Annotated in this window: 24 protein-coding genes and 2 pseudogenes; 13 read left to right on the top strand and 13 right to left on the bottom strand. The window is 60.1% G+C overall.

Features of this window, described 5'->3' with window-relative positions; translation table 11 throughout:
• Nucleotides 1–17: 17 nt before the first annotated feature.
• Together E3Z29_RS15475 and E3Z29_RS29805 are read left to right on the top strand one after the other, a co-directional pair.
• Nucleotides 18–911 (top strand): LysR family transcriptional regulator, encoded by an 894-nt coding sequence (locus E3Z29_RS15475; protein WP_134786195.1) that lies wholly within the window; start codon nucleotides 18–20, stop codon nucleotides 909–911.
• A 1350-nt stretch (nucleotides 912–2261) separates the two neighbouring features.
• A pseudogene (locus E3Z29_RS29805) lies at nucleotides 2262–2424 on the top strand (LysR family transcriptional regulator); the annotation flags it as partial.
• Between the two features lies 1 nt (nucleotide 2425).
• Here the strand turns inward: E3Z29_RS29805 and E3Z29_RS15465 are convergent.
• The gene (locus E3Z29_RS15465; protein ID WP_134786194.1) at nucleotides 2426–2665 is read right to left on the bottom strand and encodes a hypothetical protein; all 240 of its coding nucleotides are present in this window, start codon (nucleotides 2663–2665) and stop codon (nucleotides 2426–2428) included.
• An 83-nt stretch (nucleotides 2666–2748) separates the two neighbouring features.
• On the bottom strand, nucleotides 2749–2979 hold the full coding sequence (locus E3Z29_RS15460; protein ID WP_096796848.1) for a hypothetical protein: 231 nt from the start codon (nucleotides 2977–2979) through the stop codon (nucleotides 2749–2751).
• A gap of 217 nt (nucleotides 2980–3196) precedes the next feature.
• Here E3Z29_RS15460 and E3Z29_RS15455 point away from each other — a divergent pair, with 217 nt between their 5' ends.
• Nucleotides 3197–3736 (top strand): GAF domain-containing protein, encoded by a 540-nt coding sequence (locus E3Z29_RS15455; protein ID WP_095135414.1) that lies wholly within the window; start codon nucleotides 3197–3199, stop codon nucleotides 3734–3736.
• Nucleotides 3737–3803: 67 nt separating this feature from the next.
• Here the strand turns inward: E3Z29_RS15455 and E3Z29_RS15450 are convergent, their stop codons facing one another.
• The 4 genes and pseudogenes from E3Z29_RS15450 to E3Z29_RS15430 all read right to left on the bottom strand — a co-directional run bounded on the left by E3Z29_RS15450 (nucleotide 3804) and on the right by E3Z29_RS15430 (nucleotide 8186).
• Entirely contained in the window at nucleotides 3804–5930 is a 2127-nt protein-coding gene (locus E3Z29_RS15450) for a TonB-dependent siderophore receptor (protein WP_134786193.1), read from the bottom strand.
• Nucleotides 5931–6092: 162 nt separating this feature from the next.
• Nucleotides 6093–6314: a hypothetical protein gene (locus E3Z29_RS15445; protein ID WP_098968507.1), complete on the bottom strand. Its 222-nt coding sequence runs from the start codon at nucleotides 6312–6314 to the stop codon at nucleotides 6093–6095.
• A gap of 119 nt (nucleotides 6315–6433) precedes the next feature.
• Nucleotides 6434–6520, bottom strand: a pseudogene (locus E3Z29_RS29650) (oxidoreductase); the annotation flags it as partial.
• A gap of 169 nt (nucleotides 6521–6689) precedes the next feature.
• Nucleotides 6690–8186, bottom strand: coding sequence for a sensor domain-containing diguanylate cyclase (locus tag E3Z29_RS15430; RefSeq protein ID WP_098968397.1), 1497 nt, complete (start codon nucleotides 8184–8186; stop codon nucleotides 6690–6692).
• Nucleotides 8187–8625: 439 nt separating this feature from the next.
• On the opposite strand from E3Z29_RS15430, the gene E3Z29_RS15425 reads away from it, so the two are divergent.
• Entirely contained in the window at nucleotides 8626–9321 is a 696-nt protein-coding gene (locus E3Z29_RS15425) for an SDR family NAD(P)-dependent oxidoreductase (protein ID WP_027613831.1), read from the top strand.
• A 90-nt stretch (nucleotides 9322–9411) separates the two neighbouring features.
• Nucleotides 9412–10431, top strand: coding sequence for an AraC family transcriptional regulator (locus tag E3Z29_RS15420; RefSeq protein ID WP_134786192.1), 1020 nt, complete (start codon nucleotides 9412–9414; stop codon nucleotides 10429–10431).
• A 234-nt stretch (nucleotides 10432–10665) separates the two neighbouring features.
• Here the strand turns inward: E3Z29_RS15420 and E3Z29_RS15415 are convergent, their stop codons facing one another.
• The 5 genes from E3Z29_RS15415 to E3Z29_RS15395 are packed head-to-tail and all read right to left on the bottom strand — an operon-like array spanning nucleotide 10666 to nucleotide 15977.
• The gene (locus E3Z29_RS15415) at nucleotides 10666–11688 is read right to left on the bottom strand and encodes a GlxA family transcriptional regulator (RefSeq protein WP_098968395.1); all 1023 of its coding nucleotides are present in this window, start codon (nucleotides 11686–11688) and stop codon (nucleotides 10666–10668) included.
• A gap of 50 nt (nucleotides 11689–11738) precedes the next feature.
• Nucleotides 11739–12860 carry an agmatine/peptidylarginine deiminase gene (locus E3Z29_RS15410; protein WP_134786191.1) on the bottom strand — a complete coding sequence of 374 codons (1122 nt, stop codon included), beginning with the start codon at nucleotides 12858–12860 and terminating at the stop codon, nucleotides 11739–11741.
• Nucleotides 12861–12907: 47 nt separating this feature from the next.
• On the bottom strand, nucleotides 12908–14011 hold the full coding sequence (locus E3Z29_RS15405) for an extracellular solute-binding protein (protein ID WP_134786190.1): 1104 nt from the start codon (nucleotides 14009–14011) through the stop codon (nucleotides 12908–12910).
• 1 nt (nucleotide 14012) lies between these two features.
• Complete coding sequence (aguB, locus tag E3Z29_RS15400) at nucleotides 14013–14921, bottom strand: N-carbamoylputrescine amidase (protein WP_134786189.1); 909 nt, start codon at nucleotides 14919–14921, stop codon at nucleotides 14013–14015.
• Between the two features lie 3 nt (nucleotides 14922–14924).
• On the bottom strand, nucleotides 14925–15977 hold the full coding sequence (locus tag E3Z29_RS15395; protein WP_134786188.1) for an agmatine/peptidylarginine deiminase: 1053 nt from the start codon (nucleotides 15975–15977) through the stop codon (nucleotides 14925–14927).
• Nucleotides 15978–16112: 135 nt separating this feature from the next.
• On the opposite strand from E3Z29_RS15395, the gene E3Z29_RS15390 reads away from it, so the two are divergent.
• Nucleotides 16113–17000: a LysR substrate-binding domain-containing protein gene (locus tag E3Z29_RS15390; RefSeq protein ID WP_098968390.1), complete on the top strand. Its 888-nt coding sequence runs from the start codon at nucleotides 16113–16115 to the stop codon at nucleotides 16998–17000.
• Here E3Z29_RS15390 and E3Z29_RS15385 read toward each other — a convergent pair.
• Both E3Z29_RS15385 and E3Z29_RS15380 read right to left on the bottom strand, forming a co-directional pair.
• Nucleotides 16982–18142, bottom strand: a complete 1161-nt coding sequence (locus E3Z29_RS15385; RefSeq protein ID WP_134786187.1) for a radical SAM protein — start codon at nucleotides 18140–18142, stop codon at nucleotides 16982–16984. The genes E3Z29_RS15390 and E3Z29_RS15385 overlap by 19 nt on opposite strands.
• A gap of 74 nt (nucleotides 18143–18216) precedes the next feature.
• Nucleotides 18217–19161, bottom strand: a complete 945-nt coding sequence (locus E3Z29_RS15380; protein WP_134786186.1) for a LysR family transcriptional regulator — start codon at nucleotides 19159–19161, stop codon at nucleotides 18217–18219.
• Between the two features lie 122 nt (nucleotides 19162–19283).
• Between E3Z29_RS15380 and E3Z29_RS15375 the strand changes: the two genes are divergently transcribed.
• From E3Z29_RS15375 to phnE, 7 genes are all read left to right on the top strand, one after another.
• Complete coding sequence (locus tag E3Z29_RS15375; protein ID WP_134786185.1) at nucleotides 19284–19682, top strand: RidA family protein; 399 nt, start codon at nucleotides 19284–19286, stop codon at nucleotides 19680–19682.
• Between the two features lie 75 nt (nucleotides 19683–19757).
• Nucleotides 19758–20315, top strand: coding sequence for a helix-turn-helix transcriptional regulator (locus E3Z29_RS15370; RefSeq protein WP_134786184.1), 558 nt, complete (start codon nucleotides 19758–19760; stop codon nucleotides 20313–20315).
• Nucleotides 20316–20392: 77 nt separating this feature from the next.
• The gene (locus E3Z29_RS15365) at nucleotides 20393–20983 is read left to right on the top strand and encodes an HD family hydrolase (RefSeq protein ID WP_134786183.1); all 591 of its coding nucleotides are present in this window, start codon (nucleotides 20393–20395) and stop codon (nucleotides 20981–20983) included.
• A 190-nt stretch (nucleotides 20984–21173) separates the two neighbouring features.
• Nucleotides 21174–22037 carry a putative selenate ABC transporter substrate-binding protein gene (locus E3Z29_RS15360; protein ID WP_134786182.1) on the top strand — a complete coding sequence of 288 codons (864 nt, stop codon included), beginning with the start codon at nucleotides 21174–21176 and terminating at the stop codon, nucleotides 22035–22037.
• Nucleotides 22034–22831 carry a phosphonate ABC transporter ATP-binding protein gene (locus E3Z29_RS15355; protein WP_134786181.1) on the top strand — a complete coding sequence of 266 codons (798 nt, stop codon included), beginning with the start codon at nucleotides 22034–22036 and terminating at the stop codon, nucleotides 22829–22831. The genes E3Z29_RS15360 and E3Z29_RS15355 overlap by 4 nt, the downstream gene beginning before the upstream one ends.
• Nucleotides 22825–23652, top strand: coding sequence for an ABC transporter permease (locus tag E3Z29_RS15350; protein ID WP_103485021.1), 828 nt, complete (start codon nucleotides 22825–22827; stop codon nucleotides 23650–23652). The genes E3Z29_RS15355 and E3Z29_RS15350 overlap by 7 nt, the downstream gene beginning before the upstream one ends.
• A complete protein-coding gene (gene phnE / locus E3Z29_RS15345; RefSeq protein WP_003224391.1) occupies nucleotides 23649–24416 on the top strand; it encodes a phosphonate ABC transporter, permease protein PhnE in 768 nt (255 codons plus the stop codon). Before E3Z29_RS15350 ends, phnE begins: the two co-directional genes overlap by 4 nt.
• Nucleotides 24417–24482 lie beyond the last annotated feature (66 nt).

The raw sequence follows: 24482 nt of genomic DNA, 5'->3' as shown, positions 1-24482 counted from the left end.
ATGAGAGGTACTCATCAATGTCCCGCCCCAATCTCAACGACCTGCAAGCCTTCGTGGTCATCACCCGCGAAGGCAGTTTTACCCGTGCTGCCGCGCAACTGGGCGTTTCGCAGTCGGCGCTGAGTCACACCATGCGCGCCCTAGAAACTCGGCTGGGCGTGCGCCTGTTGACGCGAACCACACGCAGCGTTTCGCCGACCGAGGCCGGCCAGCGCTTGTATCAGTCGATGGCGCCGCGCTTCGATGAGATCGAACTGGAACTGGCTGCTGTCAGTGAGTTTCGCGACACGCCGGCCGGCAACGTGCGGATCTCGGCGTCCGAACATGCAGCCAACAATATCCTCTGGCCGAAGCTGCTGAAGGTGTTGCCCGACTACCCGGACATCAAGGTCGAAATCACCGTCGACTACGCCCTCTCCGACATCGTCGCGCAGCGTTATGACGCAGGTGTGCGCCTGGGTGAACAGGTGGCCAAGGACATGATCGCCGTGCCGATCGGTCCATCCTTGCGTATTGCAGTTGTCGGCTCGCCTCAGTATTTCCGGCATCGGCCTTACCCGATGGAACCGGGAGATCTGGCGGCACACAACTGCATCAACCTGCGCCTGCCGACTCACGGCAGCCTGATGCAATGGGATTTCGAAAAGGATGGCCACGAACTCAAAGCTCGCGTCGAAGGCCAATGGACATTCAACAGCAGCGTGCCAATTCTGCGTGCGGCCGTGGCGGGATGTGGCTTGGCTTTCCTGCCAGAGGACATGGTGGCGAAGGAGCTTGGCGACGGTAGCCTTGTGCGGGTGTTGGAAGATTGGTGCCAACCCTTTGCCGGCTACCATCTCTACTACCCCAATCGTCGCGAACACTCATCAGCGTTTGGCGTTGTAGTTGAAGCGTTACTCTACAGGGGCTGAGACATCGACCTTCAAGGCGTCTGAATTTTTTCCGCCCCCTCATAACCGTGAATGAGCAGATGATTTTGATCGACTGCTTCGGGCGCGACCGACTGCAATGGGTGGTTTACTGCTCATTATGAATGGCAGCTATTGGCCGAAAGTCGCCGTTCGTGAGCGGCAGCTATCGGCCAGAAGCGGTCATTTCAAGACTCAAGCAGCATGCCTATATGTGAAAACAAGGCTCATTACATCTACATACATTTCGATCACTCGCCCTTGGTTGCGAGTGATACTGCCTTCTCAGGTCGAAACGCTAGTCAGAGTAGACAACTTACGCACCTCGACGTCACCACTACAAAACCACCCCCTGCATCCCCTGTGCGGGATGCTTTAGCACCAGACTCGGCTGCACACCGACACTCTTCATCAATTTGATACGACACCGATGCGCTGTAGGTTCGGTTCCTTCTTCACAAGCATAACTTGATTGCTGAGCATGAATTGATGGTCGAAGGTACACTTTCAGATGAGATTGGGTTTGCCCTAATCACGAGGGCTCGATCGATCAGCGAAATAGGTGAAGCAATTGTCCCGAATAGCTGGATACTTACAGATACGGGGTACGTCCCAATGGAGTTTTCTGCGACCCATCTCCTGAATGATCCAACGTTTAATCCCATCAGCCACAATAAATTTTTCGATGAATTGGCTTCAAAGCTTCGTGAACTGGGCCTATCTAACATACTTGGTCCTGCTTTGGCCTCAAGCTCTTTCGTGGAATCCCATCGACCTAGTGATTCCTCAATGATGATCGAACTAAGCGTTTTCGACGATAGAGCAAACGTTCTTCGATTTGTAACCGACCAAGTTTCGGAAGGCGATTTCATTGAAACTTATTGGCTTGCCGGCCCAGAGTCTGACGACATAAATCATCCCAGAGATCCAAAGCCTGACACTGCGCAGCCTCTACGTACATGCAAGCGTATTTGCCCGTCGGTTCAGAATCCACCCGTCCACCAAGGAACCTACCAACATTCATCGTCATAAAAACTTTTCATTACAGCAACGGCCGGCATGGGGCTCTTCATGAGAGCGAGTGTGCGCTGCACGTTGCAGCGACACCGCTTGAGTAACCCACGTGATGGGCACCTGGGTGGTGCGGAGACCTGATCCAGGCCACCCGCCGCCCTGCCGAGGGAGCTATGCAATCCGTGGCGCAGGTCCGCTTCTGGCCGTTTTCTGCCCTCCACGAACCCCACAGATCGGCCATTAGCCGCCACTCACAGGCAAACTCGCTTTTTTGTAGCAATCAAACCAATAGCGATCTCCTTCAACAGCGCGGCCATGGCCTGGGACGCCTTCGCCGCCTGCCTCAGTTATACCCTCCTGTCCACTGGAACCAACTGGGGGTTCAAGGATGCTGATGTCCCGATTTCCGAACGACTGCGTGTCAACTCGCCTGAGTGTATACGTGAGTATCGTCAACGCAGGATTGGGCATCGCGCAGGGGCCGGGGGCGAGCGAAGAAGAAATCAGTCAGCGCCTGCATCCTTCACGTCGATTTGCGTAATACCCACCAGGCTGGCCTGCTCCAGTATCTCTTCAGCAGTCGAGTCAGCTGTTGGCATGATCAGACTGTTCTCAGCATCCCCAAAATGCAGTTCCAGCAGATGCATGGCAGCGTCGTGAATGGAGAGCTTCGACTGCTGCAACGCGAGTTGATGCATACGGGACTCGCCGTTGAACAGATACTCGATGGTGTAGTTGCGCATTGATAACCTCAAAATCAGAGTGGCAGACAACTACCCTGACTTACCGGTCAATCGTTAGTTCAAGCGGATAAATGTTCTGCAGCTCAACTGCGAGAAAGCGTTTTCAGCCGCTCGACCAAAGCCGCTTCAAAAATGACGTACAGCCTTTCAGCATCGCCGGCACGCAGAACCTCGCTGGTTTCCAGCCCAAGCACGAAGCCATCCGCACGAGCCCCCGCCTTCACGGCGATGATCATCGAGTCTGCCCGGACAATCTGCGCCAGGAGCCGATCAGCTTCACGTTGCATCTTTTCGCTCAACACTACGCCTTCCACTTTCCTCACCTTTCATTCAATGCGACATCCAACATTTATGAGATCAAGGCTACGCCGCCGATAACGGCGCCTCAAGCCACACGCCAATGACGCTTCGCTATTGCAGCCATCAGGAACCTTTGATGTGAACGAATCCATTTTGTTTAGTATCAAAATGGGCAGTTTCAAAAGCGTTTAGCAGTCGCCAACTTAAAAAATCATGACCGGAGAACAATGCATGCCCCTCAGTGACACCATTGACAGAGCGTTGCTAAGCGCAGAGGAACGTTCCTCTATCGCTGAAATTGAAGCTACAACCAATATTCTGCAGCTTGTTACACGCATGACCGGGACGCGGTTCGCGGCGATCGCAAAATTCACCGACACGGACTGGATCGTCTGTTCCGCCTACGATCCGATCGAACTTGGGATCAACTCCGGCGACACGCTGGAATTGGAGACCACGCTGTGCAGCGAGTTTCGCAGAGACCCTCAGGTGCTTTTCGTGCCGCAGATAAGTCGCGACGGCAGGTTTTCCACACGTCCCGTGGTGAAGCAATATTTGATTGAAAGCTACGCAGGCGCGCCCATTTTCCTTCCTGACGGACAACTTTGGGGCGCGCTGTGTGCGTTGGACTCCAGGGCGGTGATTTTCGATGACCCGGATCTGGCAGACACGTTAGGCCTGTTCGCGAGACTGATCGGCTGTATCTTTTACGCGAATCTGACGGAGGCCGGCAGCGGCTACAGCAAAAACGTTTCAAGCGTTATCGGATAAACAAGAAACAGCCCTGAATATTCAGGGCTGTTTCATTTGTGGCCTGTGAGAATTTTGCTCCACCCTGCTACAAGGTGTAGGAAACGCCGACCTGCACGGTTCGCGGCGCCCCCGGGTAGGCATAGACGTTGCCGAATGCGCCCTCTTCATAATCTCGGTCAAAGAGGTTTTTCACGTCGAGATTAAGCCGCACCTTGTCATTGATCTTGTAGAAGCTGAGCAAGTCGACAACGGTATAGCTGCCCATCGAAAACGCGGTGTTGGCAGTTTGACCAGCGCGCTCGTCGACGTACTTGAGGCCAGTGCCCAGGCCCAGTCCCTTGAAGGTGCCGTCCTGGAACTCATACATGTTCAGCAGGCTGAAGCTGTTCTTCGGGATATTCATCAGCCGCGTGCCAGAGCGCAGCACATTGTCCTTGGTCACTTCGGCATCGACATAGGCGTAGCCACCCATCACCCGCCATTCGGGCGTCAGGTTGCCGGCCACGTTGACGTCGAATCCACGGCTGCGCACCTCGCCGGCCGCAACGCTGAAGGTCGAGTCAACCGGGTCGGTGGTCAGCACGTTACGTTTTTCGATCTGATAGATCGCCGCGTCGACGCTCAACTGCTGATCCAGCGCTTCCCACTTGAGTCCCATTTCATAGGACTTGCCCTTCTCTGGCTCGAACCCTCCGCCCTGGCGACTGGCGCCGGTGTTCGGCTTGAAAGAGCGCGCCGTGTCGGCATAGATCGCCAATGTCTCGGTCAGGTCATAGGTCACGCCGATGCGCGGAGTCACCGCGTTGTCACTGGCCTGCCAGCTCTTGCCACCGGGCACGTAAGTTTCGTAGTCATGTTCGAAGCGCTCGAAACGCGCCCCGGCCAACACCTTGAGTTTATCGGTCAACGCCACCTGATCCTGCACGAACGCGGCATACGTCTTGAGGTTTTCCTTGTCGTGCGTCGGCGTGCGGGTGAGCGCCGGGCGCGGCTGGCCGTAGACCGGGTCGAAGATGTCGATCGGGTACGCACCGACAGCGCCGCTGGAGCGCTGGATGATCGACTTGTAGTCGTAATCCTCGTACTCGATGCCGGTGAGCAACGTGTGCTGCAAACCCGCGGTAGCGAAATGCCCGGTCAGATTGAGCTGGGTATCCTTGTCGGTCCACTCCAGCTTGCGGTAGTTGAAATTGCGCCCGAGGGTGCGGCCGTCATCGGCAATGCCATTGGCCTCGATTGCGTTGCCCTTGAGCGAACCGTCGAGCCACTGGAAACCGCCGCCGAGGGTCCAGTCGTCATTGAGCATGTGCTCGAAACGCATTTGCGCCATGTTGTTGTCGTTATGCAGTTTGCCAGCGTCTTTTTCACCGAAAAAACTGTCGCGCGAAGCGGTTCCCGTCTGTTTTGCGTAACGGGTAAGGCCGCGATCCAGCGGCGCGTTGTTGCGCATGAAATCGCCTTCGAAAATCAGCTTGGTCGCGTCGGTTGCCTGCCAGGTGAGCACCGGTGCGATGCCGTAGCGCTCGGTTTCGACATGATCGCGGAAGGTGTCGCCGCCCTCGCCCACAACGTTCAAGCGATAGGCCAGACGCCCTTCTTCGTCGAGCGGGCCGGAAGCGTCCAGCGTGCCGCGTTTCATGCCCTGATCGTTGAGTTGGCTGCCCAGGGTGACGCTGCTTTCAGGCAACGGCTGCTTGGACACCACGTTGAAGGTGCCGCCAGGATCACCCCGACCGTAGAGCATGGTGGCCGGGCCGCGCAGCACTTCGAGGCGTTCGATTGTGTTGGCATCCGGCATGTTCGGATAGCCGCGGTTGATCGGGAAACCGTTGCGATAGAACTCGCCGGTGGTGAAGCCTCGCACGGTAAACGTGGTCAGGCCCTGACCACCAAAGTTGTTCGCCCGCCCCACGCCGCCGGCGTAGTCCAGCGCGTCCTGCAATCGGGTGGCGCCCAGATCTTCGACCGCATCCTTCGAGACCACGCTGATCGATTGCGCAGTTTCGTGGATCGAGGTGTCGGTGCGCGTGGCGCTGGCCGAGCGCGTCGCGCGATAACCCTGCACCGGGCCGTCCGCCCTTTCGTAATTCGCCGTACCGATGACATCGGTTGCGTCCAGCTCCAGCGTTGAGGGTGATGCCCCCGTTTGATCAGCCCATGAGGCAGGCGACAATGCTTGCAGCACACAAATGGAAAGCAGGGTTCGACGCATGGAGAGGGAAACCTTTACGAATAGGCCAATGCAGGGGGTGAATCCGCCAAAAAACTCCCGCGCATGCTATACAAAATTATTCGCAATTAATACAAATTCCCATTAACGGCGTTATCCCTGGTAAGGGAGACACCGTCGCTCTGCACCCTGCCCCGCGAATTTTTATGTTCCGCCCGAAAGCCCCTCGGTGGCCTGGACGAACCTCGCCCCGGCCTTGCGCACCAACTGGCGCCATTCAGTTGCTGTAATCAGCCTTTGCTGTTCCATGCTATCGGCCATTTTCAGCAACTCGTCGTATTGATCCTCGGCGTCCATACGGATCGCTGGCTCTTCCAGTAATTTTCGCCAGGCGGCCAACGCCTGCTCTTTCCCATCGTCGCTCATGGTCATTACCCCGGGTGACTTGTAAGTCGGTAGAGGGCTGCGGTTCTGGAGTGTTCAGCGGCGGCGACTGATGGCGCGACGGATGGTTTTCGTTGCGGCCTCGATAAATGAAGCGGCCAGTCGGACTCGACGACGCCCGGGCACACCACCGTGACGCGGATCTTGTCCGTTTCCTGGCACAAACCATCCGAGATAGCGCGGGCTGCGAGCTCGGCGAAGGGCTGGATGGGGCGAGTGCCTGCCATCGAGTGGGCTACGAAAGCCCGTCGCAATTCAGTCGCCAGTTTGGGTGTCCGCCATCAAAAGACACCCAGCGGGTTCCCACCCGGCATGAAAGTCAGCCTGACGGCGATCTATCGGATTAACGCCCACCGATCACTTCACAAACCGGTTACGCCCCAGCGTCTTGGCGTTATACAGCGCCTGATCGGCGACCTCGATCAACCCTTGCAAGGATTGCAGTTGCGCCCCCGAGGCCGTAGCGATGCCGATACTCACACTCAGCCGGCCGAATGGGCTGGACGGGTGTGCGATGTTCGCTTGCTCCAAGCGTTCGAGGATCAACTGCGCGACCACTGCAGCACCGTCACTGTCGGTGGCCGGCATGATCACGCTCAGCTCCTCGCCGCCGTAACGCGCCACCAGATCCGACGGGCGCCGCACACAACCTTCGAGGATTGTCCCGACCTTCTGCAGGCAGGCATCGCCGGCGACATGCCCGAACGAATCGTTGAACAGCTTGAAGTAATCGATATCGATCATCAGCAGCGCCAGCGTCGTGCCGTCACGTTGTGCGCGCCGGGCTTCCATGGCGAGGCTCTCATCGAAGCAGCGCCGGTTGGCCAGACCGGTCAAGGCGTCCTTCATCGCCAGTAACTCAAGCTGACGATTGGAGGAAAGCAACTGCTGCTGCGTCCCGCGCAATTGATCTTCAGCCCTGGTACGCCTGCGAATATCGAGAATCAGAAACCAGCCGATGAGCCCGGTAAGCCCCAGCAGCCCCGTGACCACCACTGCCGACAGCCAGGCTTCCATGCGCCACGCAGCAAGGGCTTCGCGTTTGCCGAGGGCGACGGTGGTGATCAGCGGCAGCCGGTCACTCTTGCGGAAAGCGTAGAGCCGCTCGACGCCATCGAGGCTGGAGGTAAACGACGCGGTACCGACGGATCGATCGACCAGATACTTCGCATAGATGGGCGACTTGGAAAAATTGCGGCCCATGTCCTGCTCACGGAAGGGATAGCGCACCAGCAACGTGCCGTCGGTGTAGGACAAGCCGATGGCCCCCTCCTGCCCGACGTCGATCTTGCCGAACAGGCGCAGGAAGTTTTCGATTCCCAGGGTCACCGCCACCACACCGGCAAACTCGCCGTGCGCGTCATTGAAACGGCGACTGACGGTGATCACCCACTCCTGATTGGAGCGGCTCTGGATCGGCGGACCGATAAAGGTCTCGCGGCTCGGGTCGTCACGATGATGGGTGAAGTAGACGCGATCACTGCTGTTGGCCCCGGCCGGAATCGGTCGGTTGGACGACATCAGCCAACGGCCCTGGTTGTCGTAGATGGTGATGCCGCTGAGCTGCGGCATCAGCGGTTCCTGACGATTGACCAGTGCGCTCAGACGCTGGATCTGCGCGGGGCCACTGCCTTCGGTTTCCAGACGTTCGACGATCCCGAGCAGCAGCAACGAACTCTGGCGAACGATCCCTTCGGAATAAGTCGCCAGCGCCTGGGTCAGGTTCAAGCCATGAACGTTGACTTCCTCCAGTGCGCGCTCTCGAGAGGCCAATACTTTCCACACCGTCAGTGACCCGAGGGAACAACCGATCACCAACAACAAAAGCACAACCAGGCGGGTATCACGCTTCACATTACTACCTTTGGGAAAGTCCGGTTTCCGTTCCTGCGGCGGGTCGACCGACTCGATGACTGCAGCCGCGTGTCCTTGTCGCGCGCAAGGATACAAGCAGCACTGGCTTGCTGCAGCAACAGATTATGTCGCGCAAAAAAGACATACTTCCGATTTGCGCTGCGTCGTCCGGAAAAAGCGTGCTAAAGACTTCAGGACAGGATTTGCGCTTGGCGAAACAGCGACAAGAATGCCAGACCAAACCATCGCCAGGCTTTCAGAATCCGCTTGGCGCCACACGCCTGAAGCCAACTTTCTGACGCCTGTTTCACGACCCTTTCGTGATGTGTTGCCAAGCATAAAATTTTGGCACTTTTGCACAACAAGTTGACATCCAAAAGCATGCCACGGGCCACCGATATCATTAGAGTATGCGCCCTTAAAAAGGAAAGGACTCTTGATGACTCAGTCACTCTCACGGCGCGTTGTGGCGATTACCGGCGCCCTGGGGAATCTCGGCGAGACCCTGGCGGACATGGCCGCAGCCCAGGGCGCGGATCTGGTGCTGATCGATCAGGCGACGATGGCGATGCCCAGTTCCCACAATCGACTGGTCCTGTCCGGCATCGATCTGACCTCCCTTGCCGATTGCCAGGCAGTCGCCCACCAGATCAATCGCTATTTCGGACGCCTCGACGCCCTGGTCAACGGCGCCGGAGGCTATGCGTGGGAGCCGTTGCTGGGCAGTGCGATAGAGGCCTGGGATCGGCTCTACTCGCTGAACCTTCGAACCGCATTGAACGCCAGCAAAGCCTTGCTGCCATTGCTGCTGCAATCCTCGGCGGGACGCATCGTCAATATCGGATCGAGCATGGCGGCGAAGGCCGGGCTGGGCATGGGCGCTTACGCCGCGTCGAAATCCAGCGTTTTGCGCCTAACCGAAAGCCTCGCCGAAGAACTCAAGGACATGAGCATCACGGTCAATGCCGTGTTACCGAGCGTGCTCGACACCCCGCAAAACCGTGAAGCCATGCCCGACGCCGAGCATCAGCGCTGGGTGACGCCCGCTCAACTGGCGGCGGTCATTCTGTTTCTGATCTCGGAACAAGCGTCGGCCGTCACTGGCACCGGTATTCCGGTGATCGGGCGCATGTAGGGTCTATTGACGCCGCGCGCCTTGGCGACGTCGCTTTCTTCACCTTTCGGAAAAGCAAGATCACCGGATTACCGGACTTCCCCTCCCCCCATGCGACCCGCCACTTCCAGCGCTGCTTTCGTTAACCACGTCCTTGATGTCGCCGAGCAATACGGCTGCGATGGCGATTGGCTTTTGCAGCAGACCGGACTCTCACGCGAGCAGTTGTCTGACTCGATCGTGCGCATTCCCATGCGCCAACTGCGTGCCTTGCTGGAACTGGCGGCGCTCAGCAGCAACCTGCCGCATTTCGGCCTGCTGGTCGGCGCCGCCGTACGCCCGGGCACCTACGGCGTGCTGGGTTATGTGCTGATGACCAGCGCGACACTAGGCGAGTCGCTGAACATGATTCTGCGTTTCGGCAAGATCGTTTACGACAGTCCGTCCAGCCAGACCCGAATCGTCATCGGCGACGGCCGCGTGACTCTCGAAGATCAACGTATCAGTGAACTGGAGCCCTATTGCGCCCTGCATCAGGAAGCGCTGATGGTCGGCTGGGCAGCGTTCGGCCGCTGGTTGATCGCGAGTCATCAGCCGATGCTGGAAGTCCGGATGATGCATTCGGCGGTGGGCGAACCGGCGCTGTATGAACACTTCTTTGGCTGTCCGGTGCAGTTCGAGGCCGGTTGCAATGCACTGGTGTTTGCCGAGTCGACGCTCTCGACGCGGATCCAGGGCGCCGACCCGCGCATGCATCGCAGCATGCTGCTGGAGGCGGACTGGCAGTTGTGCCTGTCGTATCCGGCGTTTTCGGTCACAGATCGATTGCGCGCGCTGCTCACCGAGCAATTGCCGACCGGTGATTTCAGCCTGAAAAGCCTGGCCCGACAATTGGCGATTTCGCCGCGCACCTTGCAGCGCAAACTGGCCGCCGAAGGGGAAAACTTCAATCAGGTGCTGGAAACCATGCGCATGGAACTGGCCGACCATTACCTGCGCCGCACCGAGACCAGCATCATGAACATCGCCCTGATGCTGGGTTACTCGCAGGCCAGTTCTTTCAGCCATTCCTTCCGTCAGGCCCGCGGGATTTCGCCGGTGGATTACCGCAAGTTGCTGCGCGCCCGATGAAGCGTCACTGGCCTATAGCTTGATTGGCCTGCGCTAAACCAGTGGACCTGACACCACTCGATTAAAACCGTGGGAGCGGGCTTGCTCGCGAAGAGGCCGTGTCAGCCAATTCATATGCTGACTGACACACCGCCTTCGCGAGCAAGCCCGCTCCCACATTAGTCTGTGCTAAGCCAGTGGTTCTGACACCAACCACAGGGGTCGGTCTGTGGCTGGCAGTAGAAACAGCGCGGGTTATTTGACCAGGCGTTTTTCCCTGGACGGGCGATAACCGAAAAACGCGCTGTAGCACTTGCTGAAATGGCTCGGCGAAACGAAACCGCAGGCCACCAGCACTTCCATCTGCGACAGCTCGGTGTGTTGCAGCAGGCGCCGGGCTTCGGTGATGCGCAATTCCAGATAATAGCGCTGCGGTGTGGTGCCGAGTTGCTCCTTGAACAAACGCTCCAGCTGCCGCCGCGAGCGACCGGCATACACTGCCAGTTGCTCCAGCTCCAGCGGCTCCTCGAGGTTGGCGTCCATCAGTTTGACCACCTCGCGCAACGGCGCGCTGACGCAGAGGTTTTCATCCGGTTTGATCCGCCGGTACCGCGACTCCTCGAACGCCAGAATGTCCTCGATGCCTTCGACCAGCGCCTTGCCGTGCAGGCCCTTGATCCAGTCCAGCGCCATATGGAACGCCCCGGACGGACTCGACGCGGTGAGTCGATCACGATCAATCACATACGGCTCGCTGCTGACCTGAGTGGCTTTGGCAATCTCCGTAAGCGCCGGACGATGTTCCGGGTGGATCGCACAACGATAGCCATCAAGGAGCCCAGCGCGGCCGAGAAACCACGCACCGTTCCACAAACCGGCCAGACTGACCCCGCGCTCCGCCGCCGAGCGCAGCAGGCTGTTCAACTCCTCGCTGGCCTTCAGCTCAGTGCGGTAGCCGCCGCACACCACCAGCAAGTCCAGATCCGCAAGGCTGGCGGCGTCAATCCGCGCATCCGGGCGAATCACCAGCCCCAGATCGCTGATCACTTCACCCTCACCCAGCCCGAACGTGCGCGAGCTGAACAGTCCGGCGCGCAACAGGTTGGCGGTGATAATGGTGTCCAGCGCCTGAGTGAAGGCCGGCAGTGAAAAGTGCTCCAGCAACAGGAAACCGGTGCGGGTGATGCGGGTCTCGGCGGCTTGCTCATTCAGATAGCGGAGGTTTTTACCCTTCATGCCTCCGCTGAATTGACGTCGTTCGATCAAGGTCTGGCCCATCGGTCATGTTGTTATGCGCCGATAGTTGGCTTGATGGGCCAAAGAGTCAATCACGCTTGCGGCTGATGACTGGTCACGCAGTGAATCCCGCCGCCGCCGGCAGCGATCGCATCGATGTTCAGCAGCTCGACTTTGCGCTGCGGGTACAGCTTCGACAGCAGGTCATAAGCCTTTTTATCCGCCTCCTTGTCGCCGAACTCCGGAGCGATGATCGCGCCGTTGATCACGAAGTAGTTGATGTAACCCGCAGCGAAGTCCGGGTTGTTCTGGTTGAACTTGCTCTTGCGCGGCTTGAGTGGCGGCGAAATCGTGTGGATCTGCAGCGGGCGACCATCAGCGTCGGTGGCTTTCTTGAGAATTTCCAGGTGCGCCAGCGTGACCTGGTGATCGTAGGACTGCGGGTCGGTGTCGAGGTTGACGATCACCACGCCGGGCCTGACGAACCGCGCATAGAAATCGACGTGGGCGTCGGTGATGTCCTTGCCCTTGATCCCCGGCAGCCAGATGATTTTGCGCAGGCCCAGACGTTCCTTCAATTCAGCCTCGACATCGGCCTTGCTCCAGCCGGGATTGCGGTTGCTGTTGATCCAGCTGCTTTCGGTCATGATCCCGGTGCCGTGGCCGTCGACCTCGATACCACCGCCCTCGCCCACCAGTTCACTGCGCAGGTAGGTCGCCTGTGCATCGGCGGCCACTCGCGCAGCGATTTTCGCATCCTTGCTGTGCCGCTGCTTGTTGCCCCAACCGTTGAAATTGAAGTCCACCGCGCCAAGCCCGCCTTTGTCATCGATGACAAAATTGGCGCCGATATCGCGCATCCAGATGTCATCGAGCGCGGCGGTTACGTAGGTGACATTGCGGGTGCCGCAGTACTCTTCGGCGAGGCTGCGTTCGCCGCTGCGACAGAACACCGTGAGCGGTTCATAACGGGCAATGGTGCGGGCGATGCGGCCCAGCGCAGCCTGCACATCGGCGGTGAAATCTTCCCAGATCGCATCCTGTGCGCCGAAAGCGATGAAAGCACGCTCGTGCTTGTCGCCCTCGTCGGGCATGAACCAATCCCCCGCACTGGCCGCCAGTAGTCTGCCCGGCGCCAGCCCGAGACCCATGACTGCGGCGCTGACACCTGTAGCGACCGATAGCTGTTTGATGAACTCACGACGCGTCGACATATCTGGTTTTCCTGAAAAGGGCCGGCGACCGGGCGCCGGCGGTTGAATCATGGCTGAGTGGCGGTTTTGAATTTGGTCCAGGTGCGCATCCGTGCGCGCATGTCGGCCTGGGGGATGTCCTTGCCCGGGATCAATCGAGCATAGGTCGCCTCGTCGAGGTAGATGTCCGGGTTATTGCGCATCGCGGCGTCGACGCTGTCCCGCGCCTTGGCGTTGGAAGTCGGGTAACCGGTGAAGTTACTGATCGCCGCCATGTTCTGCGGGCGCATCACGAAATTGATGAACGCGTAGGCGTATTCCGGGTGTTTCGCATCGACCGGAATCGCCATGGTGTCCATCCACACCGTGGTACCTTCGCGGGGGATGCGGTACTCAAATTTCGTGGTCTTGCCAGCGCTGTCCGAGGTGCGCTGGGCCTGGGTCATGTCGCCGCTGTAACCCAGCGACAGGCACAGGTTGCCGTTGACCAGATCGGTCACCGGTTGCGACTGGAACTTGCGCACATAAGGCCGCAGCTTCATCAGCAGCTCACTGGCCGCCGCCAGATCCGCCGGTTTCGCGCTGCGCGGATCGCGGCCCAGATAATTGAGCACGACTGCCAGCACTTCGTCCGGCGAGTCGATCAGCGAAATTCCACAGTCGGCGAACTTCGCCGCCAGCTCCGGCTTGAACAGCATGTCCAGGCTGTTGACCGGCGCGTCGGCCATGCGTTGCTTGATCTGCGCCGCGTTGTAGGTCAGGCCGATGGTGCCCCAGGTGTAAGGCACGGTGGCCTGGCTGGAATGCTCGTAGTGGCTGCGCAGTTTCTGCAAGCCGGGCTCGATGTCGGCCACCTCCGTGAGCTTCGATGGGTCCAGCGGCATCAGGCTGCCGGCGCGCATCAGGCGCTCGGCCACAGTGTCGCCGGGGAAGATCAGGTCGTAGCCGCTACCGCCAGAAAGCATTTTCGCTTCGAGGGTTTCACTGCCGTCCATGACGTCGTAAATCACCTTGATCCCGGTTTCGGCGGTGAAGCGGCTCAGGGTGTCTTCGGCAAAGTAATCGGCCCAGTTGTACAGGCGCAGGGTTTTGTCCTCGGCATGCAGCGCCGGAATCACGCAAGTCAGCGCCAGGCCCAGAACGCCGAACAGTCGTTTGTGATGCGCAGCCATATCAAACCCCTTGAGCGTTCCAGCGTGCATGAAGATTGCGACCATCCTGACTGAGCAGCGCGCCGTACATGTCCGGCCTGCGGTCGCGGTAAATGCCCCAGCTCAGGCGCTCTTCGCGCATCGCGTCGAGATCGAGGCGGTGCACCAGCACGCCCGTGCTGTCGCGGTCGGCTTCGGCGAGCAACTGGCCTTTGTGATCGCTGATGAACGACGAACCGTAGAAGCTCATCTGCAGCGACGGATCGGTGCTCGCCACTTCGCGCCCGACCCGGTTGGCCGCCACCACCGGCAGCAGATTGGCGGCGGCATGGCCGCGCATGGTCATCTGCCAGTGATCGCGCGAATCCAGCACCGCGCAGCCCGGCTCAGAGCCGATGGCCGTGGGAAACAGCAACACTTCAGCGCCCATCAACGCCAGACAACGCGCGGTCTCGGGAAACCACTGATCCCAACAGATACCCACGCCGAGGCGGCCGAACGCGGTGTCCCAAACACGGAAACCGCTATCGCCGGGGCTGAAATATTCCTTCTCCTGATAGCCGATGGCGTTGGGGATGTGGGTTTTGCGGTACACCCCCGACAGGCGCCCGTCGGCATCGGCCACGCTCAACGAATTGAAGAAGGCGTTGCCGGCCCTCTCGAACCAGCTCAGCGGCAACACCACGCCCAGCTCTTTGGCCAGCGCAGCGAAACGCTGCAGCACGCGACTTTCGCGATACTCCTCGGCCAGCGCCAGATGTTTGTGGCTCTGTTCGATGCAGAAATACGGCGTGGCGAACAGCTCCTGCAACAGGATCACCTGCGCGCCCTTCTCGGCGGCCTCACGCACCAGTTGCTCGGCCTGATCGAGGTTGCGCGGCAGATCCCAGGTGCACGGCATCTGGGTGGTGGCGATGGTCAGATGGCTCATCACTCAACCCTCCACCGGCCAGGCGGGTTGCTGCTGAGTGATGCAATGCACCCCGCCGCCGCCATGAGCCAGATGATTGATGCGCACCGGCACCACTTCGCGTCCGGGGAACGCCTGCGCCAGCACTTTGGCCGCCACCTCGTCGGCCTCGATGCCGTAGGCCGGCATGATGATCGCGCCGTTGGCGATGTAGAAATTGGTGTACGAGGCGCAGAACACTTCGGCGTCGCTGTCCACCGCTTCGCTGGCTTCGAACAGTTCGATCAACTCGAACCGGCGGCCTTGGGCGTCGGTTGCCAGCTCCAGCGCACGACGGTTTTCACGGACCACTTCGGCGTACACCGAGCTTTGGTCGTGGGTCGCATCCACCAGCAACACGCCGGGACGGGCGAAGGCGCAGACGCCATCAACGTGACCGTCAGTCATGTCGCCGGTGACGTAGTCCGGGTCGCCCGGCAGCCAGATGGTTTTCTTCACGCCGAGCAAACGGCTGAAAATCTCCTCCATTTCGGCCTTGCCAATGCCCGGGTTGCGATTGGGGTTGAGCAGCACCGACTCGGTGGTGATCAGCGTGCCCTCGCCGTCGACATGAATCGCCCCGCCCTCGTTGCTCAACGGCGTGCCGAAGCATTCCAGCCCCAGATGATTGAGTGCGCGCCGCGCCAGGCTTTCGTCCAGCTCATGCGCCGACTTGCCGCCCCAGGCATTGAAGCGCCAGCTGACACCGGCCAGCCCTTGTTGCGGGTGGCAGACAAAGCTCGGGCCAGAGTCGCGGCACCAGCTGTCGTTGACCGCCAGCGGGATCAGCTCGATGTTCGGCCCGCACAGGGCTTTGGCGCTCGCTAGCGCCGACGGATCGACGACCATTTTCACCGGTTCGAAGCGGGCGATGGCGTTGGCGACCCGGGCGAAATCCTCCTGCACCAGCGGCAAAGTCACGCGCCAGCCTGACTCCCACAGCGCCTTGTTGTGCGGCCAGACCATCCAGGTCGCGGCATGCGTCACCCATTCAGCAGGCATCATCCAAGCGTTGTTGTTATTCTCGTTGCGCGGCATGACAAGCACCTCTCGATTAAGCCATTGTGTTCAATGGAAATTGCCGTGATTTGGCTTGAGGTGAATGCTACGGAGCTAAAACCCCACCAACAAACGATGGATTTAGCGCACAACTGATTAGAGGAACTTATCGATATGCTCAAGCACTGGCCGCCGCTCAGCTCCCTGCGCGGCTTCGAAGCGGCTGCGCGCCTCGGCAGTTTTCACAAGGCGGCCGATGAGTTGAGCCTCACTCAGTCGGCGATCAGCCAGCAGATCCGCAGCCTCGAGGCGTACCTCGAACAGCCACTGTTCTTTCGCAACGGTCGCAGTGTCGCGCTGACCGATGCCGGCCACGATCTGCTCAGCACCACCCAGGCGATGCTGCAGCAACTGGCGGTCGGCATCCGGCGTCTGGGGCAATATCAGAAGCCCAATCAACTGGTGCTCAACACCACGCCGGCGTTTGCCCGGCACTGGTTGCTGCCGCGTCTGGCGGATTTTCGGCGCCAGCATCCGCAAGTCGATCTGTGGATTTTCAGCACCGATGAAGTGCCGGACATGGCCACGCAAACCATCGACCTGGCGGTGCGCGACGACATCAGCTCCCAGGCTGAATGCAGCTTCAAGGTGCTGCATGCCGACCGCCTGTTTCCGGCGTGTCATCCCAGCGTTTTGGCGCAGCCCGCCGCGCAGCGCACCACCCTGCACGGTGAGCGGGAAATGGACTGGAGCCACTGGGCGGTGGAGGCCGGCGTCGATGTCGGGCAACAGGATCAGGGGCTGAATTTTTCCGATCCGGGCTTGTTGCTCGATGCCGCTGCGGCAGGGCTGGGGATTGCGCTGGTCAGTCAGTTGCTCAGCCATCAGGCGCAGGAAAACGGGCGGTTGCAGCCCTTGGTGGAGCAAACCATTCGTGGCCCGAACTGGGCGCTGCTGACCCATCGCGACAGCGAGAATGACCCGATGGCGCGATGCTTCAGTGAATGGCTTTCAAGCCAACTGGCGGGACCTGATCCGCACGATCAGACGACCGTGAGATAACCCGCACCGAGCCGGCCTTCCAGACGACCGAACAGCACGTAATGCTGATAACCGCTGGTGAACGCACCCGTGGAAATCGCGTTTTTGACGTCCTGATTCATATGCAGGTATTGCGCTTCGTCGAAGTTATCCGCACTGACTTCACCGGTTCGCCCAAGCTTTTCGCTTTCGACCGACAGCCCCATGATCGTGCGCCGCTGGAAGTCGATAATGCGGTTGACGGCGTGACTTTCCAGCGGCCCCCGATTGGATTGGGTCGAGTAGATGTGCAAGCCGTTTTTTGCGCAGCGATTGCACATGTCGACGCAATTTTTCTGGGTGGACTTCAGGCCGGTCAATTGCGCCAGAGGCATGTCCAGATACTTGCCGACCTGGTATTCGGTCTGATTGAAAACGGAACAGCACAAAACGGTATTGCCGTTGCAGTCGAGCACCAGCCAGTCATCCTTGAGCGAGCACGCTTGCTTGGGATATTGACGGACCAGATTGACCAGATCGTCGAAGGGCGGCAGCGCCAGCCTTTTCAGGGTTTCATGATCGGTAGCCGTCACCGAAGGGTCGCGCTCGATCAGCGCCAGCGTTTTCTCCAGCGGCATCATCACTGAATACCCGGTGGAGAACTCGAAACCCAGACTCTGGCTGAATTCGCGCATCAGCCCTTCTTCTTCCATGTTGTCCAGATAACGGTGGTAGTAAACCTCGATGCGCGTACTCAAGCCATGTTGCTGCTTGAGTTCATGCAGTTTGATCATGTTGGCTTTGACCACTTCAATGTCGCCGCCCACGTGCCCCTGCCGGTAAGTCTCCTGGTAAAACCCGGACAACGAAATACGGAAGAACCACGGGTTGGCAAGCATGGCGGTTTCCATGTTCTTGGCCAGGTTCAAGTTGGAACTGATACCGCTCTGCAAACCGGCGGCATTGATGATCTCGACAAACTCACCGATTCGCGGGTGGATCAACGGCTCGGTCCAGTTGTACAGAAAGATCGTCTCGACCCCTTCGTTGCGGGCCTTCTCGACGATCTTGCGGAACATGTCGACTTGCATGGCTTTCTTGAAGTTGACGTTTTCCGAGTTGCCCATCGGGCACGAAGGGCAGCTTAAATTGCACGCGCCGACAATATCGATGTACATGTTCATGACGGGTGACGCTCCTTGAGTGAATAGCGGTGCATCCACAGCTGGCGACTGTCATGGTTGGCGTTATTCGTTAGTTATTTGACAGTCCCGGAGCGCGGCTCAGCAAGTTCCGGGCCATTACCATGGTGCGCCATCAACGCCACGATCCAATCGATAAATACCCTTAGCTTTTGGCTGATATGCCGGTTCGGCGGGTACGCCACGTAGAGCGGCATCGGCTCGAGTTGCCAGTCCTCGAACAGCGGCACCAACTCGCCCCGAGCCTGATGCGCGTGCGACATGTACCTGGGCAACCACAGCACACCCATGCCGGCCAGACCTGCCGCAAGGTAAGCGTTGCCGTCATCGACGGCGAGCACGTGGCGGCCCTTGATCTGCAGGTGTTCGCTGCCATTGTGCAAGGCGTAAGGCACGGGTTTGCCGGTGCGGGCCCAGAGAAATCCGACCACCCGATGATGCGAGTCCTCCAGCTCGCGTGGATGCTGCGGCGTGCCGGCGCGGGCCAGATAATCCGGCGCGGCGAAAACCCCGAGCTGAAGATCGGCCACCCGCCGCGCCATCAGTGACTGATCAAGCAATTCGCCGCCGCGCACCACGCAATCGACGTTCTCATCGATGATGTCGACGATGCGGTCGCTGACACCCATGTCGATCTGAATGTCCGGATAACGCGCATGAAACTCAGGCAATGCCGGCACCAGAATCAGCCTCGCCAGCGGGCTCGGCACATCTACGCGCAAGCGTCCTCTGGGCAATGCCGACGCGCCGGACAGACCGGTTTCAGCGTCGTCCATATCGGCCAACAGCTTGATCACTCGCTCGTAGTAAATTGCGCCATCGGCAGTGACGTTGACCTTGCGTGTGGTGCGGTTGAGCAACTTGACCCGCAGCCGGGCTTCCAGTTGCTGCACCAGTTGGGTCACGGTGGTCTTGCTCATGTGCAAGGTCTCGGCAGCCTTGGTGAAACTGCCCGCCTCAACCACCCGGGCGAACGCCTGCATTGCATCGAAACGGTCCACTTTGCGCCCTCGGATTGTTTGGAATCTGCAAACAGTGAACGCCAAGCTTGCGCGTTTATCGCCACTGCGCAAGCCCCTACAGTCACTCCATCAACAACCACCAAACAATGATGGAGACACCCATGACCCAGCGCGACGTCGTTTTTCCGCCAGCCCGCCATGCGCTTTACGAGCGCCATCGTTATTCGCCAGCGATTCGTTCCAACGGTTTTCTGTTCGTCTCGGGGCAAGTCGGCAGCCGTGAAGATGGTTCGCCCGAACCGGATCTGCAGAACCAGGTGCGCCTGGCGTTCAATAACCTCAATGCGATTCTCGACGCCGCCGGTTGCAGCTTCGCCGATGCGGTGGACGTCACGGTGTTCATGATCGATCCACAATCGACCTTCGAAACCATCTGGGAAGTGGTGCCGGAGTACTGGGGCAGTGCGCCGTATCCGACGATCACTGCGGTGGGCGTGACCTGGCTGGCCGGGTTTCAGTTCGAGATCAAGGTGATTGCCAAACTGCGCGAAACGGCCTGATCGTCCGGCGGATTTGCGCCGAGGGCCGGCAGTCTTCAGACTGTCCGGCCCGCTTGCCTTTGCTCGACAACCGCCATGTCAGACCTGTTATTGAAGCCCGCCCTGCCCGGTATCGCCCTGCGACGCTGGCGCCTGCTGCATCGCGTCAAACAGACTCACGCGGCGCAGTTGTTCAACGTCACCCAGTCGACCATTTCCCGCTGGGAAAGCGGTGTGCAGGCGATGGAACCTGCCGCGCAACTGCAACTGGAGCGTTTGCTGACTGCGCGCCTGGACAGCGCCGCCGATCAGGTCTTGGCGCGTCTGATCGGGGAAAGTCAGCGGCCGATGCACCTGATCTGCGACCTCACCCATCGCCTGCTGGCCTGCTCTCCTGCGCGTGCTGCCGAGTTCACCCGACCCTTGAGTACGTTGCTGGGACAATCGCTGTGGCGCTTCGCAACGCCGGAAATTGTGCTGAGAGAGTCGGCGCTGGCAACCAGCGGTTGGCACGAAGTTCAGGCGCCGCCAGCCGTGGAATTCAGCACCGGCAGCAATGCCTCCGACCTCGTGCCGATCCGCGCCGGCCGATGCCGCTGGACGCGCATTCCACTCTCCGACGGCAGCGCCGCGCGGCTGGTGGAAACCCTCTGAACGCATATTTTATGCGTGGACGCCAAGCCCCTGCGGTTCTAGGCTGAGCTTTTCGGCGTAATCAGCCAGGCAGACACATGAACCTCGAAATGATCAAAGGCCGCCTCGAATTCCTGCGCGAAGCAGAAAAACTCAAGGACGTGCTGCGCAGCGCGCACACCTCCAGCGGCCGCACCGAAAGCACCGCCGAACACAGCTGGCGCCTGTGCCTGATGGCGATTGTCTTCGCCGATCAACTGGCCGGCCTCGACCTGCTCAAGGTCCTGAAGATGTGCGTGATTCACGATTTGGGCGAAGCCATCAATGGTGACATTCCAGCGGTCAATCAGGCCGCGTTCCCCGACAAGGGTGAACAGGAACGCAACGACCTTCTGCTGCTGACCGGTGCGCTCGATGAGGCGCTGCGCAGCGAAATTCTAGCGCTGTGGGACGACTACGAAAATGCTCAGTCCGCCGAAGCCAAAGCGGTCAAGGCACTGGATAAACTGGAGACGCTGCTGCAACACAACCAGGGGCTGAACCCGGCGGATTTCGATTACGGTTTCAATCTGGGCTACGGCAAGAAATACACCAGTGCCGACCCGGTCTTCGCCACCCTGCGTGAGCTGATCGACCAAGACACGCAACAGCGCATCAGCGACGGCCAAAACAGCAACGAGCGATCCTGAATCGGCCGATTCATCTCGGATCAATCCACTGGCAAGAAACGTGGAGCAAAACATCACCGAGCACCCGCGCTGGCCTTTGAAAGCGCGGCTGCGTATAACCTCGCCGTTTCGTCTAACCTGATTGAGCGCCCGCGCGCGACACCGCGCCCGGTGGCGCTTAGAATGCGACGCTCATGTAACGGAGATTTCCATGCTCAAACGAACCCTGGCACTGACTGCTGCTCTGGCCCTGTCTTTTTCTGCTCTGGTGGCGCATGCCGCCGATGTGTTGCGGGTCAGCGCGATTCCCGATGAAGCCCCGACCGAATTGCTGCGCAAGTTCGAGCCGCTCGGTGCGTACCTGGAGCAGCAGTTGGGCATGAAAGTGCAGTTCGTTCCCGTGGCCGACTATCCGGCCGTGGTCGAAGCGCTGGCGACCGACCGCCTCGACATGGCCTGGCTGGGTGGCTTCACCTTTGTTCAGGCACGCCTGAAGACCGACGCCACCACCCCGGTGATCCCGCTGGTGCAGCGCGAGCAGGATGCGCAGTTCACCAGCAAGTTCATCAGCGCCGACCCGAACGTCAAGAGCCTGGCCGACCTCAAGGGCAAGACCTTTGCCTTCGGCTCGGTGTCGTCCACCTCCGGCAGCCTGATGCCGCGTTACTTCATGCTGAAGAACGACAACATCAAGCCTGAAGCCTATTTCAGCCGCGTTGCCTACTCCGGCGCCCACGACGCCACTGTCGCCTGGGTCCAGGCCGGCAAGGTCGATGCCGGTGTGCTGAACGCCAGCGTCTGGCAGAAACTGGTAGACGCCGGCAAGGTCGACACCAGCAAGGTCCACGTGTTCGCCACCACCCCGGCCTACTTCGATTACAACTGGACCGTGCGTGGCACCCTCGACCCGGCGCTGGCGGCGAAGATCAAGAAAGCTTTCCTTGACCTCGACCCGGCCAACCCCGAGCAAAAGAAGATTCTTGATCTGCAGGCTGCCAGCCGCTTCATCGACACCAAGCCCGAAAACTACAAGGGTATCGAGGAAGCTGCTCGCGCTGCCGATCTGTTGAAATGACCCTGAGCCTCAAACAAGCCAAACTGCACCACGTCAACGGGGTCGATGCGCTACGCGGCGTCGACCTGCAGATTGGCGCGGGCGAACAGGTGGCGATCATCGGCCCGTCCGGCGCCGGAAAATCCAGTCTGCTGAACTTGCTGGCCACCGCGTTGCGCCCCAGCAGCGGTGAAATCGAGGTGCTGGGCGAACGTCCCTGGCATCTCTCGGCCCGTCAACGGCAACGCCTGCGTGCGCGCATCGGCCTGGTGCATCAAGCCCCACCGCTGCCGCCGCGCCAGCGCGTGGTAACGGCGGTGCTGGCCGGTAAACTCGGCCAATGGAGTTTGGGCAAGAGCCTGCTGAATCTGCTGCATCCCACGGATATTCCCGGCGCCCGTGCGGCCCTCGCCCGCCTGGATCTGGGCGACAAACTCTTCGCTTACTGCCAGCAATTGTCCGGCGGCCAATTGCAGCGCGTAGGCATTGCCCGGGTGCTGTATCAGGCGCCGGAGATTCTGCTGGCGGACGAACCGGTGTCGGCGATGGACCCAGTACTCGCCGGGCACACCCTGTCGATCCTCTCGCAGCATGCCCGGGCACATAACGTCACGCTGGTGGCGAGCCTGCATGCAGTGGAACTGGCGCTGGCGCACTTTCCGCGCATCATCGGTTTGCGCGATGGCCAGATCCTGTTCGACAGCCCGGCCGAACAGGTCAGCCGAGAGATGCTCGACACGCTGTACGTCAACGAGCAATTGCAAAGCCCGACAACGCCCAGTGCGCCGCTGATTGTGCAGATCCCGCGATGCTGAGGGCCGATTCACGCGACCCGGCCGCCGCGCCGCGATTACTGCTGACCCTGCTGGCACTTGCCCTGCTGTGGCCGGGCATCCAGCTCAGCGAACTGGACCTTGGCGTGCTGCTGCACAGCGACAGCCAGACCGAAATGGGTCGTTTCATCTCCGGGTTCTGGCCACCGGCGCATGACCACGACTTTCTTCAGTTACTGTTCAAAGCCACTCTGCAAACACTGGCCATCGCCACCGCCGGCATGGCCCTGGCGCTGCTGCTGGCGGTACCGGCGAGCCTGATTGCCAGCCGCGCGCTGTCGTTGTCCGCCGCGTCCCGCGGCGGCATTCCCAGTCGGGTCGGGCGCTTGCTGCGCTGGCCGGTACGCGGGCTGCTGATCTTCTTGCGCAGCGTGCCGGAGATCGTCTGGGCACTGCTGTTTGTGCGTGCCGTGGGCCTAGGCCCGGCAGCCGGTGTGCTGGCGATCGCCATCACCTACAGCGGCATGCTCGGCAAGGTCTACGCGGAAATTTTCGAATCCACCGACCAACGCCCGGCGCACGCCTTGATGCAGGCCGGCAGCGGACGACTCGCGGCGTTTGCCTACGGGATTCTGCCGAATGTCGCGGCCGAGCTGCTGTCGTACACGGTGTATCGCTGGGAGTGCGCGATTCGTGCGTCGGTGGTGATGGGATTTGTCGGCGCCGGAGGCCTCGGCCAACAGATCGACCTGTCATTGCGCATGTTCGCCAGCGGTGAAGTGGCGAGCATGTTGCTGACGTTCCTGATTCTGGTGCTCGGTGCCGACCAACTCAGCCGCCTGCTGCGCTGGAGGCTGACATGAATCGCCTGATCAATCTGTTGCTGATCGTCGGCATTGGCGTCGCGGTTATCGCCTCGTTCGGTTACCTCGAACTCGATCTCGGTGAACTCGGCAGCGCCACCAGCCTCAAGCAGATGGGTGCCTACGCGCAGCGCTTTCTCAGCCCGGACCTGAGCGCCACGCATTTGCAGGCGATCCTCAAGGGCTCGCTGGAAACCCTGGCCATGTCGGCCCTCGGCACCCTGCTCGCGGCGGTGTTCGGCATCCTCCTCGCGCTGCCCGCCGCCGGACGTTTCGGCTGGCCGCTGCAAAGCGCTTCGCGCCTGCTGCTCAACGGTCTGCGGGCGATTCCGGAACTGGTGTGGGCGGCACTGATGGTGCTCGCCGCCGGCCTCGGCCCGAACGCCGGCACCCTGGCGCTGGCCCTGCACACCACCGGCGTGCTCGGCCGGTTGTTCGCCGAAGCGCTGGAAAACACCCCGCCGGAACCGGCCGAAGCGATCCGTTTGCAGGGCGGCAACCCGGTGCTCGCGTTCTGCTACGGCACCCTGCCCAACCTCGCTCCGCAATTGCTCGCGTATTGCCTGTATCGCTGGGAAAACAACATCCGCATGGCCAGCGTGCTGGGCTTCGTCGGTGCCGGTGGTTTGGGGCAGATGCTGTATGTCAGCCTCAGCCTGTTTCAGGAAGCGCAGGCGAGTACGGTGATTCTGGCGATGCTGATTCTGGTGCTGGGCGTGGATTCGCTGAGTGCCTGGAGCCGGCAGCGCTGGGTCAAGGCTTGAGGATCGGCCTTTCCTCATGGATGGCCAACCTCACTGACAAAACCACATAAGAGCGATACGTGTCAT

The sequence above is a fragment of the Pseudomonas sp. S150 genome (assembly GCF_004526365.1).
Lineage (GTDB): Bacteria > Pseudomonadota > Gammaproteobacteria > Pseudomonadales > Pseudomonadaceae > Aquipseudomonas > Aquipseudomonas putida_A.
Note: the sequence above shows the minus strand (reverse complement) of the source record. Positions and strands in the feature narration are given on the sequence as shown.